General features: G+C 72.3%; 13 protein-coding genes. 11 read left to right on the top strand and 2 right to left on the bottom strand.

From position 1 onward, the window contains the following. Positions 1-12: 12 nt before the first annotated feature. Together ACYF6T_RS18415 and ACYF6T_RS18410 are read right to left on the bottom strand one after the other, a co-directional pair. A complete protein-coding gene (locus ACYF6T_RS18415; RefSeq protein ID WP_461697722.1) occupies positions 13-1,638 on the bottom strand; it encodes a penicillin-binding transpeptidase domain-containing protein in 1,626 nt (541 codons plus the stop codon). Between the two features lie 104 nt (positions 1,639-1,742). Then, positions 1,743-3,488, bottom strand: coding sequence for a dolichyl-phosphate-mannose--protein mannosyltransferase (locus ACYF6T_RS18410; protein ID WP_461697720.1), 1,746 nt, complete (start codon positions 3,486-3,488; stop codon positions 1,743-1,745). A gap of 86 nt (positions 3,489-3,574) precedes the next feature. Here ACYF6T_RS18410 and rsmI point away from each other — a divergent pair, with 86 nt between their 5' ends. The 11 genes from rsmI to ACYF6T_RS18355 all read left to right on the top strand — a co-directional run bounded on the left by rsmI (position 3,575) and on the right by ACYF6T_RS18355 (position 17,539). Next, positions 3,575-4,435, top strand: a complete 861-nt coding sequence (gene rsmI / locus ACYF6T_RS18405) for a 16S rRNA (cytidine(1402)-2'-O)-methyltransferase (protein WP_461697718.1) — start codon at positions 3,575-3,577, stop codon at positions 4,433-4,435. A 245-nt stretch (positions 4,436-4,680) separates the two neighbouring features. Continuing rightward, positions 4,681-5,094: a hypothetical protein gene (locus ACYF6T_RS18400; RefSeq protein ID WP_461697717.1), complete on the top strand. Its 414-nt coding sequence runs from the start codon at positions 4,681-4,683 to the stop codon at positions 5,092-5,094. 73 nt (positions 5,095-5,167) lie between these two features. Next, entirely contained in the window at positions 5,168-6,055 is an 888-nt protein-coding gene (locus ACYF6T_RS18395) for a TatD family hydrolase (RefSeq protein WP_461697716.1), read from the top strand. A 110-nt stretch (positions 6,056-6,165) separates the two neighbouring features. Then, positions 6,166-7,626, top strand: coding sequence for a ubiquitin-like domain-containing protein (locus ACYF6T_RS18390; RefSeq protein WP_461697714.1), 1,461 nt, complete (start codon positions 6,166-6,168; stop codon positions 7,624-7,626). A gap of 39 nt (positions 7,627-7,665) precedes the next feature. Then, positions 7,666-8,616 (top strand): 16S rRNA (adenine(1518)-N(6)/adenine(1519)-N(6))-dimethyltransferase RsmA, encoded by a 951-nt coding sequence (rsmA, locus tag ACYF6T_RS18385; protein WP_461697713.1) that lies wholly within the window; start codon positions 7,666-7,668, stop codon positions 8,614-8,616. Next, positions 8,613-9,512, top strand: a complete 900-nt coding sequence (locus ACYF6T_RS18380) for a 4-(cytidine 5'-diphospho)-2-C-methyl-D-erythritol kinase (RefSeq protein ID WP_461697711.1) — start codon at positions 8,613-8,615, stop codon at positions 9,510-9,512. Before rsmA ends, ACYF6T_RS18380 begins: the two co-directional genes overlap by 4 nt. Before the next feature lie 210 nt (positions 9,513-9,722). Continuing rightward, on the top strand, positions 9,723-10,817 hold the full coding sequence (locus ACYF6T_RS18375; protein ID WP_461697710.1) for a peptidoglycan recognition protein family protein: 1,095 nt from the start codon (positions 9,723-9,725) through the stop codon (positions 10,815-10,817). 74 nt (positions 10,818-10,891) lie between these two features. Beyond that, complete coding sequence (locus ACYF6T_RS18370; RefSeq protein ID WP_461697708.1) at positions 10,892-12,709, top strand: ABC-F family ATP-binding cassette domain-containing protein; 1,818 nt, start codon at positions 10,892-10,894, stop codon at positions 12,707-12,709. Positions 12,710-12,903: 194 nt separating this feature from the next. Further along, positions 12,904-14,730, top strand: coding sequence for an outer membrane protein assembly factor BamB family protein (locus ACYF6T_RS18365; protein WP_461697707.1), 1,827 nt, complete (start codon positions 12,904-12,906; stop codon positions 14,728-14,730). Positions 14,731-14,785: 55 nt separating this feature from the next. Continuing rightward, the gene (locus ACYF6T_RS18360; protein WP_461697705.1) at positions 14,786-16,612 is read left to right on the top strand and encodes an outer membrane protein assembly factor BamB family protein; all 1,827 of its coding nucleotides are present in this window, start codon (positions 14,786-14,788) and stop codon (positions 16,610-16,612) included. A gap of 216 nt (positions 16,613-16,828) precedes the next feature. After that, positions 16,829-17,539, top strand: a complete 711-nt coding sequence (locus ACYF6T_RS18355; protein WP_461697703.1) for a helix-turn-helix transcriptional regulator — start codon at positions 16,829-16,831, stop codon at positions 17,537-17,539. Positions 17,540-17,610: the final 71 nt, after the last annotated feature.

Raw genomic sequence — 17,610 nt, 5'->3', positions numbered from 1 at the left:
GTACGGGTGATGTCAGGCACCACTCCGTAGCACAGCTGCGACAATCGGACCCGCGGCGTCCACTCCGTGGCCACCGTCCTGTGCCATGGCCGCGGCGGCGATGTCGTTGCGGTAGCCGGTGAACCAGCTGTTGGACTCGGCCTGGCCGTCGACCTCCGCGGAGCCGGTCTTCGCGCCGATGCTGCCGCTCAGGCCCGCCATCACGCCGGCCGCGGTGCCGCTGGTGGCGGTGCGGTTCATCATCGCGCGCAGCTGGGCGACCGTACCGGCGGACAGGCCCCGGGCGGTGGCGATCCGGCGGTCGTCGAGCTTCGGGGAGACGATCACCGGCTGCCGGAAGACGCCCGTCATCGCGGTCGCCGTCACCGACGCCATGTTCAGCGGGCTCATCTGCACCTGGCCCTGACCGATCAGGTTGGCCGCCGTGTCCGGGCCGCCGGAGGCGGGGACGGAGCCGTCGAAGGAGGGGATGCCGGTCTTCCAGTCGTCCCGCCCGAGCCCGAAGCGGTCCTCGGCCTCCCGGGTCAGGGAGTCGACCTTCACCTCGTCGGCGTACTTCACGAAGGCGGTGTTGCAGGAGACGGCGAAGCTGTCGGAGAGGGTCGCGTTCTCGTTCGGCTTCAGACCCTTGAGGTTGGTGAAGGTCTGGCTCTGCCACACCGCGCTGGGCGGACAGGGAGCGGGACCGTTTATGGTGGTGATCCCGTTGTCGATGAACGTGGCCGCGCTGATGATCTTCATCGTGGAGCCGGGCGCCAGCTTGCCGAGGAAGGCGGCGTTGAAGGCGTCCTGGCGGTGGTTGGCGACCGCCAGGACCTCGCCGGTGCTGGGCCGCACGGCCACCACGGAGGACTCGGCGTACTTCTTCACGGCCGTCTCCGCCGCCGCCTGCGCGCTCGCGCTGAGCGTGGTGCGCAGCTTGCCCGGTCTGCCCTCGGCCAGCGTCAGCAGCGAGGTGTCGGCCGCGCCCTCGGCCTGGTGCCGGATGGCCAGCTCGACGCCGGGGCTGCCGCCGGCCTGGTCGCCGTACTTGGCGCGCAGCTCGTCCAGGATGGGCCCGAGCGAGGGGTACTTGTCCTTGGTCAGGACGGCGCCGTTGCGGTCCACCGCCTCGATGGGCGGGTCCGCCGACTCGCCGGTGACGAGCGTGTCGCCCGTCTTCAGCTGCGGGTGGACCACCGACGGCTGCCAGTCGACCAGGGCGCGCCCGGTGGTCCTCCCGCGCACCACCGTCAGCTCGCTCTTGTACGTCAGGGGCTTGGACTTCCCCTCGTACGACACCGTTGCCTTCACCGTGAACGGCACGGTCGCGCCGGTCCGCGTGCCCGGGGTGATCCGGACGCCGGTGATGTGCGCGTCCTGGGCGTAGGCCGTCAGCAGCGGTTCGGCCGCCGCGTCGTTGTTCGTGTACGTGGCCGCCTCGGCCGCCTCGCCCTTCTCCCAGGCCGCGAAGAACTTCGCCGTCGTCGCCTTGACCTCGCCGGCGTCGGGCGGCCCGGTCTTCACGGGCGCGGGCCCGCTCGCCCCCGAGCCGTCGCCGCTCACCGCGGACACGATGTTGTAGGCGCCGTACCCGGCCCCGCCCACCATCACGGCGAACACCCCGCCTATGACGGTCGCCTTGACCCCCTTGCCCATGACCCTCCCCGTTCCCCGTTCTCGGTCCTTGGCACTGTAAGCGGCCTGAGGGGGGACTGTGAGGAGAGTTTCCGTTTGTTGCCGAAGAGACCGGGTGAGACGCGCTACACCCAGGTGTCCAGCCACATACGTGAACGCCAGTCGTCGATCGGGATCGCGGTTCCGGTGTACAGGGGCCAGAAGTAGATGAAGTTCCAGGCGATCAGCAGGACCAGGACCCCCGCGCCCGTCGCGCCGGCCACGCGGCGGGTGTCGGTCGAACCCGGGGGGCCGATGATCGCGCCGAGGAGCATGGCCACGGCCAGGCACAGGAACGGGACGAAGACGACGGCGTAGAAGAAGAAGATCGTGCGCTCCTGGTACATGAACCAGGGCAGGTAGCCGGCCGCGACGCCGCAGGCGATCGCGCCGGCCCGCCAGTCGCGCCGGAACAGCCAGCGCCACAGGACGTACAGGACCGCGAAGCAGGCCGCCCACCACAGCAGCGGCGTGCCGATGGCGAGCACCTCGCGGGCGCACTTCTGGCCGGCGTCGACGGGGCAGCCGTCGGTGCCGGGGGAGGGCGACTCGTAGAAGTACGACACCGGGCGGCCGTCGACGAGCCAGCTCCACGGGTTGGACATGTACGTGTGCGGCGAGGAGAGCCCGACGTGGAACTCGTACACCTCGTGCTCGTAGTGCCACAGGCTGCGCCACCAGTCCGGGAACAGCCAGGTCCAGCTGCCGCCCTTGCCGTCGGTGGCGGCCCAGTTGCGGAAGTAGCCGCCGGAGCCGTCGGTGGGGGAGAGGATCCAGCCGGTCCAGGAGGCCAGGTAGGTGACGATCGCGACCGGGACGGTGGCCAGGAAGGCGAGGCCCACGTCGTGCTTGAGGACGGCCGTGTACGGGTGCCGGGCGCCCGCCACCTTCCGGGAGCCGACGTCCCACAGCACGGTCATCACCAGGAACGCGGCCATGACGTACAGGCCGTTCCACTTCGTGCCGATGGCCAGGCCCAGCATCAGACCGGCCAGCCAGCGCCACGGCCGCCACAGCATGCTGGTGTTCTCGGCGGTCTCCGGATGCGGGCGGACCCGGCCGTCGGGGCCCTCCGGAAGCGCGGCGGCGAGTTTCGCGCGCGCCCGGTCGCGGTCGATCAGCAGACAGCCGAACGCGGCCAGCACGAAGAACATCAGCACGCCGTCGAGCAGCGAGGTCCGGCTCATCACGAACGCCAGCCCGTCCACCGCCAGCAGCGCCCCGGCCAGACAGCCGAGGAACGTCGAGCGGAACAGCCGGCGGCCGATCCGGCACAGCATCAGCACCGACAGCGTGCCGAGCAGCGCGGTCATGAACCGCCAGCCGAACGGGTTGAACCCGAAGATCAGCTCGCCCAGCCCGATGACGTACTTGCCGACCGGCGGATGGACCACGTAGGCCGCGTCCGCCGGAATGGTGACGTGGCCGTGCGACGACAGGATCAGGTCGTTGGCGTTCTTGTCCCAGTTGACCTCGAAGCCGCGGTGCACGAGCGCCCAGGCGTCCTTGGCGTAGTACGTCTCGTCGAATATCACCGCCTTGGGGCTGCCCAGGTGGTAGAAGCGCATGACGCCCGCCATCAGCGTGACCAGCAGCGGGCCGCCCCAGCCCGACCAGCGCGTGATCCGCTGCGCGAGCGCCGGCGGCACGCCGAGGACCTGCCACAGGCGCGGGCTGGGCTCGACGTACGGCGGCACCAGCCGTTCGCGCACGTCGCTGTCTCTGGCCCCCGCCGTGTAGCCGAAACGGCGCAGCCGCTGCTGCCACGACGGCCGCTGGTCCTGCGGGGCCTGGTCCTGGCGGATGTCCGGTGAGGACGCGGTACTGGTCACCGCGCCATCGTAGGGAACAGGGCTGTGTGAGTCCCGTGCATGGGCGGATGCGTCCGCTTCGAGGCGTTGCTGGGAGGATGACGGGCGTGACTGGAACCCTTGTCCTCGCAGGCACCCCCATCGGCGACATCGCGGACGCCCCGCCCCGGCTGGCGGAGGAACTGGCCGGCGCGGACGTCGTCGCCGCCGAGGACACCCGGCGACTGCGGCGGCTGACCCAGGCGCTGGGCGTCACCCCCAAGGGCCGCGTGGTCTCGTACTTCGAGGGCAACGAGTCCGCCCGCACGCCCGAACTGGTCGAGGAACTCGTCGCCGGCGCGCGCGTGCTGCTCGTCACGGACGCCGGGATGCCGTCGGTGTCCGACCCGGGCTACCGGCTGGTCGCGGCGGCTGTCGAGCGGGACGTCCGGGTCACCGCGGTGCCGGGGCCGTCCGCCGTGCTGACCGCCCTCGCGCTGTCCGGGCTGCCCGTGGACCGGTTCTGCTTCGAGGGGTTCCTGCCGCGCAAGGCCGGGGAGCGGCTGTCGCGCCTGCGGGAGGTCGCCGGGGAGCGGCGCACCCTCGTCTACTTCGAGGCCCCGCACCGGCTCGACGACACCCTCGCCGCCATGGCCGAGGTGTTCGGCGCCGAGCGGCGGGCGGCCGTGTGCCGGGAGCTGACCAAGACGTACGAGGAGGTCAGGCGCGGCGGACTGGGGGAGCTCGCGGCGTGGGCGGCGCAGGGGGTGCGCGGCGAGATCACGGTGGTCGTGGAGGGGGCGCCCGAGCGGGGCGCGCAGGACGTGAGCGCCGAGGAGCTCGTGCGCCGTGTGCGCGTGCGCGAGGAGGCCGGAGAGCGCCGCAAGGAGGCGATCGCGGCCGTCGCGGCCGAGGCCGGGCTGCCCAAGAGGGAGGTCTTCGACGCCGTTGTGGCTGCGAAGAACGCCGCGTCGGGGAGTGCCTCCTGAGACGTCCGTGAAGTGGCTCACACCCCCTCTGAGCAGGGCGCATCTCTCCTGAGCACGCGCCCCACGGGCAGGCAAAGGACTCTCGTGGAAGGCAAAGCCCCAGGGCGCCGGGCGGGGCCGTTTTGGCAAGGAAAGTCCAAATCGGATCCAACAGTCGACAGGCCTGGTGCATTCACGCCGGCAGAAGCGTCCACTGGTTGAAGGGACGCACCGTCCCGACGGTCCAGCGGACCAGAGGAGCTGGAATGAGTGAGATCGCAGGGCAGACCGGCCTCCGCGGTGGGGCGACCGCAGTCGTCCACGAGTCCTATTCCTTCGCCTGCATGCGCTGCGGGCACGGCTGGGAGCAGTCGTACGAGATAGAGCACCACGTGGACGGCGAGGGCCAGGAGTTCGTCATGTACGTGGCGAACGGCAGGATCGTGCCGTCACCGCTGAGCAGGCCCACGTGTCAGCAGTGCGACAGCCATGTCGTACGGATCATGCGGCCGGGCCAGGTCTCCTCGGTGCGCGAGGCGGCCCACCGCCACCAGCACCGCACGCCGCAGGCCGGGCCCGTCGAGGCACCGGAGCCGGCCGCCGAGGGCGAGCAGGCGGGCGAGCGTCACCACTGGCACCTGTCCGACCTGCTGCACCCCTTCCACCGCAAGGCCGGCTGAGCGCGCCGCCGCCGCGAGGCCGGCCGGACGCACCCCGAGCCGGGACGGCGTGCCCCTTTCGTAGGATCGGGGCATGCCTTCCTCCGACTCCCGTGGCGACAAGAACGCGGCGCCGCCGCTCCCGGAGCCCCTCCGGGTGCCCGTCGCCGACTCCCACACCCACCTCGACATGCAGTCCGGCACGGTGGAGGAGGCGCTCGCCAAGGCCGCGTCGGTGGGCGTGACGACCGTCGTGCAGGTCGGCTGCGACCTCGCCGGTTCGCGCTGGGCGGCCGAGACGGCGGCGGCGCACGACGCCGTCCACGCGACCGTCGCCCTGCACCCGAACGAGGCACCGCGCATCGTCCACGGCGACCCCGACGGCTGGTCCAGGCAGGGCGCCCGCGAGGCCGGGGGCGTGGCGGCGCTCGACGAGGCGCTCGCCGAGATCGACCGCCTGGCCGCGCTTGCGCAGGTCAAGGGCGTCGGCGAGACCGGCCTGGACTACTTCCGCACCGGGCCCGAGGGCAAGGAGGCGCAGGAGTCCTCCTTCCGCGCCCACATAGAGATCGCCAAGCGGCACGGCAAGACCCTGGTCATCCACGACCGCGACGCCCACGCCGACGTGCTGCGCGTGCTCAAGGAGGAGGGCGCCCCCGAGCGCACCGTCTTCCACTGCTACTCCGGCGACGCCGAGATGGCGGAGGTCTGCGCCCGCGCCGGCTACTTCATGTCCTTCGCCGGCAACGTCACCTTCAAGAACGCGCAGAACCTCCGGGACGCCGTCGCCGTGGCCCCGCTGGAGCTGCTCCTGGTGGAGACCGACGCCCCCTTCCTGACGCCGGTGCCCTACCGCGGACGGCCCAACGCGCCCTATCTCGTTCCGGTCACGGTGCGCGCGATGGCCGCCGTGCGCGGCATCGGGGAGGACGAGCTGGCCACCGCGCTGGGCGCCAACACGGCGCGCGCCTTCGGTTACTGACCCATAACACACGCGACCCTCCGTAGCCGCGTCGCTTTGGAGAGTGACGGTCGCTCCGCTAGGTTCTGGGGGCCCGATCGGACCCCTCTGGCTCCCTGGAGCGTGTCGGCGTGAGCAACTCGCAGTACGAGACGTATGAGGCGTACGGCCCGGGCGGGGCGTACGCGCCACCGGCGTACGGCGGCTTCGACGCGCCGCTCGGCGACGTGCACAGCGCGGAGACGCTGGGGCACGGGGTGGCGGCGGCCTACGACACCTACCAGCCGGCGTACGAGGCGCCTGGGATGTACGCGGCGCACGGGGGGTACGCGGCGCCCGAGACGGCGCTTCCGCGCCAGGGCGGTGGTGCGGGCGCGGCGTGGGGCGCCCGTGGTGCGCAGGGTGGTGAAGTGGATGCGGGGGCGCCCGCGCCCGTTGCGCGCGCCGGTGGTGAGCGGCGGGCCGAGCGCCGGCGCCGCACCCGGTACGCCGAGCGCCAGGACAGCCCCGTGCGCCGTCTGCTGCCGCAGGCGCTGGTCGTTGCCTTCCTCGCCGGCGGCACGACCGCCTTCGTCGCCAAGGACAAGGCGATCGAGCTGAGCGTCGACGGCAAGCCGCGCACCCTGCACACCTTCGCGGACGACGTGACGGAACTGCTCGCGCAGGAGGGCGTCGACGTGGGGGCGCACGACATGGTCGCGCCCGCCCCCGGCACGGAGCTCGCCAGCGGCGACGAGGTCGCGGTGCGCTACGGCCGCCCCGTACGGCTCACGCTGGACGGGCACCGGCGCGAGGTGTGGACGACGGCGCGCACGGTGGAGGGGGCGCTCAAGCAGCTGGGGGTGCGCGCGGAGGGGGCGTACGTGTCCACTTCGCGCTCCCAGCCCATCGGACGCGCCGGGCTCGCGCTCGACGTGCGCACCGAGCGCGCGGTGACGGTCATGGCCGACGGCCGCTCCCGCACGGTCCGCACGAACGCGGCGACCGTGCGCGAGGTCGTCGAGGAGGCCGGGATCACCCTGCACGGCGAGGACGAGACGTCCGTACCGCCGGAGAGCTTCCCGCGTGACGGGCAGACCGTCACCGTGCTGCGGATCAGGGGCACCAAGGAGGTCCGCGAGGAGCCGATCCCGTTCGAGGTGGAGCGCCGGGACGATCCGTCGCTGTTCAAGGGGACCGAGGTCGTCGAGCAGACGGGACAGGCGGGCCTGCGACGGGTCACGTACGCCCTGCGCACGGTCAACGGGGTGCGGCAGAAGCCGCGCAGGACCGACTCCCAGGTGGTGCGGAAGCCGCGCAGACAGGTGGTGCGGGTGGGGACGAAGCCGCTGCCGGCGTCCGTGCACGGCGCCGACGGGCTGAACTGGCGGGGCCTGGCCGCCTGCGAGTCGGGCGGGCGGCCGAACGCGGTGGACCCCTCGGGGACGTACGGCGGGCTGTACCAGTTCGACACCCGCACCTGGCACAGCCTCGGCGGCAGCGGCCGGCCGCAGGACGCGCCGGCGGCGGAACAGACGTTCCGCGCGAAGAAGCTGTACGTACGGCGGGGGGCGACCCCCTGGCCGCACTGCGGGGCGCGGCTGCACGGGTGAGCGTCCGGGCAGCCCCGGCCACGCCCGTAGTCTTGTCCCGTGAGCAGCAGCCCCACCCCAGACGCCCTCCTCGGTCCCGCCGACGTCCGTGAACTCGCCGCGGCCCTCGGTGTGCGGCCCACCAAGCAGCGCGGTCAGAACTTCGTGATCGACGCGAACACGGTCCGCCGTATCGTGCGCACCGCGGAGGTCCGCCCCGACGACGTGGTGGTGGAGGTCGGCCCGGGGCTCGGCTCGCTCACCCTCGCGCTGCTGGAGGTCGCCGACCGCGTCACCGCCGTCGAGATCGACGACGTCCTGGCCGCCGCGCTGCCCGCCACGGTCGCCGCCCGCATGCCGGAGCGCGCCGGCCGTTTCGCGCTGGTCCACTCCGACGCGATGCAGGTGACCGGGCTGCCGGGCCCCGCCCCGACCGCGCTGGTCGCGAACCTCCCGTACAACGTCGCCGTGCCCGTCCTGCTCCACATGCTCGACACCTTCCCGAGCATCGAGCGCACCCTCGTCATGGTCCAGGCCGAGGTCGCCGACCGGCTCGCCGCCGCGCCCGGCTCCAAGGTGTACGGCGTCCCGTCGGTGAAGGCCAACTGGTACGCCGAGGTCAGACGGGCCGGTGCGATCGGCCGCAACGTCTTCTGGCCGGCGCCGAACGTCGACAGCGGTCTGGTCGCCCTCACCCGCCGCACCGAGCCGATCAAGACCACCGCCGCCAAGGGCGAGGTCTTCGCCGTCGTCGACGCGGCCTTCGCCCAGCGCCGCAAGACGCTGCGGGCCGCGCTCGCCGGGTGGGCCGGTTCGGCGGCCGCGGCGGAGGCGGCCCTGGTCGCGGCCGGCGTCTCCCCCCAGGCCCGCGGCGAGTCCCTCACGGTCGAGGAGTTCGCCCGCATCGCCGAGCACAGGCACGCCCACAGCGGCGGCAGCGCCGCCGGCGGCACCGGAGCCGATCCCGTCGCCGACACCGGTCACGACAACGAGGAGTCCCGTCCCCAGTGAGCGTCACCGTCCGCGTTCCCGCCAAGGTCAACGTCCAGCTCGCGGTGGGCGCCGCCCGGTCCGACGGGTTCCACGACCTGGCCAACGTCTTCCTCGCGGTCGGCCTCTACGACGAGGTGACCGTGACCCCGGCCGGCGAACTGCGCGTCACCTGCGAGGGGCCCGACGCCGACCAGGTGCCGCTGGACGCCACGAACCTCGCGGCGCGGGCGGCGATCGCGCTCGCCGGGCGGCGGGGCATCGAGCCGGCCGTGCACATCCACATCGCCAAGGACATCCCGGTGGCCGGCGGCATGGCGGGCGGCAGCGCGGACGGCGCGGGCGCCCTGCTGGCCTGCAACACGCTGTGGGGCGCGGGCGCGTCCCGGGCCGAACTGCTCGCGATCTGCGCCGAGCTGGGCAGTGACGTGCCGTTCAGCCTGGTCGGCGGGGCGGCGCTGGGCACCGGGCGGGGCGAGCGGCTGAGGATGCTCGACGTCGGCGGGAGCTTCCACTGGGTGTTCGCGATGGCCGAGCGCGGGCTGTCGACGCCGGCGGTGTTCCGCGAGTTCGACCGGCTCACCGAGGGCACCGACGTCCCCGAGCCCGTCGCCGCGCAGGAACTCCTCGACGCGCTCGCCAAGGGCGACGCCGACGCGCTCGCCGCCGCCGTCTCCAACGACCTCCAGCCCGCGGCGCTCTCCCTCTTCCCCGGACTCGCCGACACCCTCGCCGCCGGCCGCACCGCCGGCGCCCTGGCCGCCCTGGTCTCCGGCTCCGGCCCGACCACGGCCTTCCTCGTCCGGGACCCGGAGTCGGCCGCGAAGGTGGCGGAGGCGCTGCGCACGTCCGGCACCTGCCGCACCGTACGCACGGCACAGGCACCGGCCCCCGGCGCGACGGTGACCACCACCTGACGAGACTCCCTCCGCCGCCTCTCCGGTGACCGGCGCGTCCCCGATCTTCGCTCGATCTCCACACGGATGTTCGGCAACTGCGGTACTGGCGGGGCCGTTGGGGTGGGTAGGGTCAATGGCATTTCAAGTGACCGCTGTGGCGCGTGTGTTGACTGCGCGGCGCCCCCGCGCCCCGCGACGCCGTCCGCCGCACAGCCGAAGGATCCACCTGTGTCCGAACCCCCCACCCCCGCCCACCGCAGGAAGCGGCCGCTGTCCCGCCGTGGCGTGATCGGGGCCGCCGCGGCCGTCGCCGGCGGCGCCGCCCTGACCCCGGCCGTCTTCGCGGCCACCGACTCCGGCGGCACCGGGTCCGCCGCCTCCGACACGACCTCGGAGACCTTCCCGGAGACCCGCTCCGCCGGCGCCACCGGCACCGGCACGGCCATGACCTCCTTCGCCGCCTCCTATGTCGGCGTCCGCTGGACCGGCGCGGCCGACGGCGCCGGAATCCGCTTCCCGGGCGGCGCCTGGCAGCCCCTGACCGGCGGCTGCGCGACCGTCGACGGCGGCGGAACGGCGCTGGTGGCCGCCGCGAGCGCCGCCACGTCGTACGACGTGAAGGCGCCGGACGGAGCCACGGACGTGCGCTCGCTGGCGATCGACACCACCGACGGGCCGAAGCAGGCCTTCAAGGTGCCGGCGGAGCCGACACGCGTGCGTGGCGTGCGCTATCTGTCGCGGCCCGCCTGGGGCGCCGACGAGTCCAAGCGCTACAAGGACGGCCAGGTCAACTCGCCCGAGAAGTACTACCCGTTGCAGGCGATCACGGTCCACCACACCGACACGCCGAACGACGACCCGGACCCGGCGGCGACCGTCCGCGCGATCTACGAGTACCACGCGGTCACCCTCGACTGGGGCGACATCGGCTACCACTTCCTGATCGACGAGGCCGGCACCGTCTACGAGGGCCGCTACTCCGGCGACGACGGCGTCCCCGCCTTCGACCCGGCCGGCGACGTGGTCACCGCCTTCCACACCGCCGGCTACAACTCCGGCAACCTCGGCATCGCCCTCCTCGGCACCCTGACCGACCAGGGCCCCACGGACGCGGCCAAGGCCGCGCTGACCCGCCTGATCAAGGTGATCGCCCGCTTCAAGGGCCTCGACCCGCAGGCGAAGATCACCTACACCAACCCCGTCAACGGCGTCACCAAGGACGTCACGACCGTCGGCGGCCACCGCGACTGGCTGGAGACGGAGTGCCCCGGCCAGACCATGTACGCCCTCCTCGACGAGGTCCGCACGGCCGCCGCCCGCTGACCTGCGGGGGGATCGGGCAGCGACCGGCGCGCATTACGCTGGGAGGCTGATCGATCCCCCTGGGCAGGAGAGAAATGGCCGTCAACCTGGTCAATGTCGAGAACGTCAGCAAGGTGTACGGCACTCGTGCCCTCCTGGACGGCGTCTCCCTCGGCGTGTCCGAGGGCGATCGCATCGGTGTCGTCGGACGCAACGGCGACGGCAAGACGACCCTGATCCGGATGCTGGCCAAGCTGGAGGAGGCCGACACCGGGCGCGTCACGCACTCCGGCGGACTGCGCCTCGGCGTGCTCACCCAGCACGACTCCCTCGACCCGGAGGCGACCGTCCGGCACGAGGTGATCCGGGACCTGGCCGACCACGAGTGGGCGGGCAACGCCAAGATCCGGGACGTGCTGACGGGACTGTTCGGCGGGCTCGACCTGCCCGGCTTCCCGCAGGGCCTGGACACCGTCATCGGTCCGCTCTCCGGCGGCGAGCGGCGCCGTATCGCGCTCGCCAAGCTGCTCATCGACGAACAGGACCTGATCGTCCTGGACGAGCCGACCAACCACCTCGACGTCGAGGGCATCGCCTGGCTCGCCCGGCACCTGCGCGAGCGCCGCTCGGCGCTCGTGTGCGTGACCCACGACCGCTGGTTCCTCGACCAGGTCTGCACGCGCATGTGGGACGTGCAGCGCGGCGCGGTCTACGAGTACGAGGGCGGCTACTCCGACTACGTCTTCGCGCGCGCCGAGCGCGAACGCATCGCCGCCACCGAGGAGACCAAGCGGCAGAACCTCGTCCGCAAGGAGCTCGCCTGGCTGCGGCGCGGCGCCCCCGCCCGCACCTCCAAGCCCCGCTTCCGCGTCGAGGCCGCCAACGAGCTCATCAAGGACGTACCGCCGCCCCGGGACAGCAGCGAGCTGATGAAGTTCGCCTCCTCGCGGCTCGGCAAGACCGTCTTCGACCTGGAGGACGTCACCGTCCAGGCCGGCCCCAAGGTGCTGCTCAAGCACGTCACCTGGCAGCTGGGCCCCGGCGACCGCATCGGCCTGGTCGGCGTCAACGGCGCGGGCAAGACCTCCCTGCTCCGGGCCATGGCCGACGCGGCCCGCAGCGACGGCGAGCAGCAGCCCGCCGGCGGGCGCATCGCCGTCGGCAGGACCGTCAAGCTCGCCTACCTCTCCCAGGAGGTCGCCGAACTCGACCCGAGCTGGCGGGTCCTGGAAGCGGTGCAGCGGGTGCGCGAGCGCGTCGACCTCGGCAAGGGGCGCGAGATGACCGCCGGGCAGCTGTGCGAGACGTTCGGCTTCAACAAGGAGAAGCAGTGGACGCCGGTCGGCGACCTCTCCGGTGGTGAGCGCCGCCGGCTCCAGCTGCTGCGCCTGCTCATGGACGAGCCCAACGTCCTCTTCCTCGACGAGCCCACCAACGACCTCGACATCGAGACCCTCACCCAGCTCGAGGACGTCCTCGACGGCTGGCCCGGCTCGATGATCGTCATCTCCCACGACCGGTTCTTCGTCGAGCGCACCACCGACCGGGTCTTCGCCCTGCTCGGCGACGCCACCCTGCGGATGCTGCCGCGGGGGATCGACGAGTACCTGGAGCGGCGGCAGCGGATGGAGGAGGCGGCCGCGGCGGCGGCGCCGGTCGCCGTGAAGCCCGTGGCCGACGACGGCGCCCCGCAGAAGAGCGCCGCCGACCAGCGTGCCGCGAAGAAGGAACTGCAGAAGATCGAGCGGCAGTTGGACAAGATCTCCGAGCGCGAGACCACGCTGCACGCCCGGCTCGCCGAGAACGCCACGGACTTCGCGAAGGTGGCCGAACTGGACGCCGAGCTGCGGGAGTTGGCCGGTCAGCGGGAGGAGCTGGAGCTGCGCTGGCTGGAACTCGCCGAGGAGGCGTGAAGGGCGCGTGAAGGCGCGTAACGGGGGCATCACGGGCCGGTCCTCCCTTGGGAACAGGGGATGAACCGGCCCGTTGCGTTGTCAGTGGCGGGTGATAGAAAGGGCCGCCTGAGAACTTTCTGAGTACGACTCCGGGTGCGTCACGCAGCTCAGGGCGTGGCTAGAAATCAGTGATCGAACGGGGGAAAGCGCTGATGACCCAGCCGCCCAACCAGCCGCCACAGGGCGGTTACGGAGCGCCACAGGGGCAGCCGCCACAGCAACCGCCGCAGCCGGCGGCACCGCAGCCGCAGGGTGGCTTCGGCGCGCCCCCGCCCACGCCTCCGCAGCCCGGTTACGGCTACCCCCAGGCGCCCCAGGCGCCGCAGACACCCCCGGCACCCCAGACGCCCCCGCAGCCGGGCCCGTACGCCCAGCCCGGCCCGTACGGCCAGCCGAGCGGCCCCTACGCCCAGCCGGGCCCCTACGGACAGCCACCGCAGCCCGGCCCGTACGGCCAGACCCAGCAGCCCGGCCCGTACGGAGCCCAGCCCGGTTACGGCTACCCGCAGCCCCAGTACCCGGCCGCTCCGCCGCCGCCCTCCGGCTCCCGCAACCCCTTCAAGGGCAAGCCCGCCCTGGCGGTCGTCGCGGCCGTGGCCGCGCTCGCCGTCATCGGCGGCGTCGTCTACGCCGTCACGAGCGGCGGCGACGACGGCGGCGGCAAGAAGCCGGTCGCCCAGCACAGCGACGACCCCAAGGCCTCGGCCTCCGCGCCGGCCAACCCCGGTGACGGCAGCGGCGACGGCGGCGCGGACCCGGAGAACCTCAACGAGGGCCGCCAGGCCGGCGAGGCCAAGGTGCTCTGGTACAAGGAGGCCCCGGACGCCCCCGGTTCGGGCGCCGACGCGCCCGGCATGTGGATCACCGGCAAGACGGCGGTGAAGGCGGCGTACAAGCAGGTCTCCGCCTACGACGTCGGCGACGGCAACCCCACCTGGGACACGATCACGTTCCCCCAGAAGATCTGCGCGGTCACCCCGCAGCAGACCGCGGACGACAAGGTCGTGATCGCCTACGAGAGCGGCACCAGCGACCGCGCCAAGTGCAACCAGCTCCAGCAACTCGACCTGAACACCGGCAAGAAGGGCTGGACCGCCAAGATCGCCGACGGCGCCCTGTTCGACAGCGCGATCACCATCAGCATGTCCGTCACCGGCAAGACGCTGATGGTGGGCCGCTCGCAGTCCGGGGTGGCGTACGACGTCGAGACCGGCAAGAAGCTGTACGAGAAGACGAACTACCACAGCGACTGCTTCCCGACCGCCTTCGCGGGCGGCAGCAGACTGGTCCAGGTCGCCTCCTGTGACGCCGGCGGGTCGAACGAGCACGACGAGATGCAGCTGCTCGACCCGGCGACCGGCAAGGTGAAGTGGACGCAGAAGTTCGACAAGGGCTGGCGGGTCGCGCGGACGTACTCCCTCGACCCCCTCGTCGTCTATAGCACGAACGAGGACAAGAAGGCCTGGAACATCTCGACCTTCGACGCGAACGGCAAGTTCCGCTCCCAGGTCGGCTTCGACGAGGACTTCGCCCCCCAGTGCGGCTGGGCCATCCTCCAGCGTGACCTGCAGGGCTGCCAGGGCGTGGCGGCGGACGGCAGCACGCTGTACCTGCCGACCGAGGCGACCACGGGACCGAACGAGATCGTGGCGATCAACCTCGCCAACGGCAAGGAGAAGTGGCGGGTGAAGTCGCCGGCCGACGAGTCGATGCTGCCGATGAAGGTCGAGGGCGGCAAGCTCGTCGCCTACGTCCAGCCGTCGTACGACGCGGGCGGCCAGGTCGTGTCGATCGCGACGAGCGGTACCGACCACAAGCCGGCCAAGCTGCTGCAACTGCCGCAGGGCACCGCCGAGATCGAGGCCGGCTTCTACTCCAAGGACTTCGACTGGGTCGACGGCCGCTTCTACCTGTCCTCGACCCGGCTGACCGGCAACGACGACGCGAAGGAGAAGTTGATGCTCGCCTACGGCAAGTGACCCGGCACCGCGTCCTTCTCCCTCCCGCTCGCCTACGCCCCGAGGTATCCACTCCATGACCCAGCCCCCGCCCCCACCGCCCCACCAGCCCCCGCAGCAGCCGGGCTTCGGCGCGCCCCAGGGACCGCCGCCCCAGGACCAGCCGCCCCAGCAGCCGGGCTTCGGCGCGCCCCAGCAGCCCGGCTACGGCTACCCCCAGGCACCCCAGGCACCCCAGCCCCCGCAGACCCCGCCGCCTCCGCCCGCGCAGGCCCCGCAGACCCCGCCCGGCTACGGCTACCCGGGCCAGCAGCCCAACCCCTACGCCCAGCCGACACCCCCGTACGGCCAGCAGCCCGCGCCCTACGGCCAGCCGACGCCTCCGTACGGCCAGCAGCCCGGCTACGGCTACCCGCAGGCCACCATGCCCCTGCACCCGCAGGCCGGCGCACCCGCCGGCGGGCGCAAGGTGAACGCGCCGGTGCTCATCATCACGGCGGCCGTCGTGGCGATCGCGCTGATCGTCGGCGGCGGCATCTGGTACGCCTCCTCCGGCAAGGACGGCGGCAAGGACGACCCCGAGCTCAGCTCCGCCGGCCCCACCGGCGGCGGGGATGACAAGGGCGACACCGGCGGCAGCGCCACCAAGGGCGAGGAGAAGGTGCCCGCCGACACCAGCTCCAAGGTGCTCTTCCAGATCCCGGAGCCCAAGGTCGACGACACCACGGTCGTCTCCGGTTCGTGGATCACCGACAAGGCGTACGTGAAGAGCGGCGTCGCCGAGATCAACGGCTACGACCCCGACAAGGGCACCAAGCTCTGGACGATCTCCCTGCCGGGCCCGGTGTGCACGGTCAGCAAGTCCATGACCGACGACGAGAAGGCCGCCGTCGTCTTCCAGCCCAAGATGCCGCCGAAGAACAGCTCTGCAGGCTGCAGCCAGGTCGCCGCGCTCGACCTGGCCGCCGGGAAGAAGCTGTGGACCAAGACGGTCAAGTCCGGTGACCAGCCGATCAGTTTCGACAACGTCACCGTCAGCGGCAGCACCGTCGCCGCGGGCGGCACCAGCGGTGGCGCCGCCTGGGACCTCACCGGCAAGTCGCTGTGGGCCCCGAAGTCGACCGACACCTGCTACGACGCCGGGTACGGCGGCGGCGAGAAGCTGGTCGCGGTGCGCAAGTGCGGCTCCTACGAGTCGCCCCAGCTGCACATCCAGACCATCGACCCGGCCTCGGGCAAGGTGATCTCGGAGTACAAGATGGCCCAGGGCATCGACTACGCGGCCGTGGTCTCGACGAACCCCCTGGTCGTGGCGGCCGACGTCGGCGACAGCGCGGGCGACGGCAGCGGCATCTCGGACTTCTTCTCCATCGACAACAAGACCGGCAAGCTGCTCACCCGCATCTCGGCGCCGGGCAAGCAGTACGCGGCCCGCTGCGACGACATCTCCCGGATCGAGAACTGCACGGGTCTCGCGGTCGGCAACGGCCGGCTCTACCTGCCGACCGAGGAGCACTCCGGCACCGCCGAGTACAGCCGGACCAACGAGGTCGTCGCCTTCGACCTGGCCACCGGCAAGCAGACCGGCCAGCGGGCCGACGCGGGCGACGGCTACACCATCACCCCGCTGCGGATGGACGGCGGCAACGTGATCGCGTACAAGCGGCCGCCGTACGACAAGGGCGGACAGATCGTCAGCATCGACGGCGGTTCCTTCAAGGAGACCAAGCTGCTGGAGAACCCGTCGACGGAGTCCGTGCGCGACGCCGAGTCCAGCATGTCGCCGGACTACTCGGAGATCCTCTACGCGCAGGGCCACCTGTACATGTCGGGGGTCTACGCGGACAAGCCGTCGTCGTCGAGCGACAAGGAGTACCTGGCGATCGCGTTCGGAACCGAATAAACGCCTTCACAACCGGTGAAAAACACGGAAAGCCAGAATTTCCGTCGATCCGGGGCACATCTCACCGGTAGGGGGAGCGCAACGTCGAACAAGCGTGTAGCTTCCGGGGGCATGAAGAGCGGGGGAGCCGGGAGGGGGCTCCTGTCCGCGCGGACCAGTGGGCATCCATAGTGCGGCATCCATGGGAATCCACTGGGGGGACTGGGGGGTTGCTCGATGGGAGTGCGGCTCATGGTGGTCGACGACCACCGACTGCTCGCCGAGGCGCTGGCCTCGGCGCTGAAGCTGCGGGGGCACCGGGTGCTGGCCGCGGCGGCACCGGCCGCCGGTGCGGCGGAGCTGGTGATCACGCGTGCGCCCGAGGTGTGCCTGCTGGGGACGGCCTCCCCGGCCGAGCCGGGCATATTCGACCCGGTGGTGAAGATCAAGCGGGAGCGTCCGCAGGTGGCGGTGCTGGTGCTGGGACCGGTGCCGAGCCCGCGGGGCATCGCGGCGGCGTTCGCCGCGGGAGCCTCCGGCTATGTGCGGCACGACGAGCGCATCGAGGGGGTCGAGCGGGCGATCATGAAGGCGCGGGCGGGCGAGGCCGCGGTCGCCCCGCAGCTCCTCCAGGGGGCCTTCAGTGAACTCCTCAACCCCGCCGCCCAGCCCGACGACGAGGGCCAGCGCCTGCTCCAGATGCTGACTCCGCGCGAGGTCGAGGTCCTGGTCCGGGTCGCCGACGGTGAGGACACCCGCCTCATCGCCGCCGGCATGGGCATAGCGCCCTCCACCGCCCGCACCCACGTCCAGCGCGTCCTGATGAAGCTGGGCGTCGGCTCCCGCCTGGAGGCCGCCGCCCTCGCCGCCCGCACGGGCCTGCTGGACAGAGCGGGCCCGGTCCCCCACTCGCCCCCCGACCACCTCCCGGGCCCGGAGACCGCCTAGCCCCGGCCCACGGGACCGGCCGACGGCCCGGGGCCGGGAGCCTCGCAGCCCCCGGCCCCGCCCGTCCGCTG

Source organism: Streptomyces sp. 7R007, assembly GCF_054850255.1.
Note: the sequence above shows the minus strand (reverse complement) of the source record. Positions and strands in the feature narration are given on the sequence as shown.

Coding starts and splice junctions, on each gene's coding strand:
- ACYF6T_RS18400 (WP_461697717.1), top strand. CDS start 4,681: ATGAGTGAGATCGCAGGGCAGACCGGCCTCCGCGGTGGGGCGACCGCA.
- ACYF6T_RS18355 (WP_461697703.1), top strand. CDS start 16,829: ATGGGAGTGCGGCTCATGGTGGTCGACGACCACCGACTGCTCGCCGAG.
- ACYF6T_RS18395 (WP_461697716.1), top strand. CDS start 5,168: ATGCCTTCCTCCGACTCCCGTGGCGACAAGAACGCGGCGCCGCCGCTC.
- ACYF6T_RS18365 (WP_461697707.1), top strand. CDS start 12,904: ATGACCCAGCCGCCCAACCAGCCGCCACAGGGCGGTTACGGAGCGCCA.
- ACYF6T_RS18360 (WP_461697705.1), top strand. CDS start 14,786: ATGACCCAGCCCCCGCCCCCACCGCCCCACCAGCCCCCGCAGCAGCCG.
- ACYF6T_RS18370 (WP_461697708.1), top strand. CDS start 10,892: ATGGCCGTCAACCTGGTCAATGTCGAGAACGTCAGCAAGGTGTACGGC.
- ACYF6T_RS18415 (WP_461697722.1), bottom strand. CDS start 1,638: ATGGGCAAGGGGGTCAAGGCGACCGTCATAGGCGGGGTGTTCGCCGTG.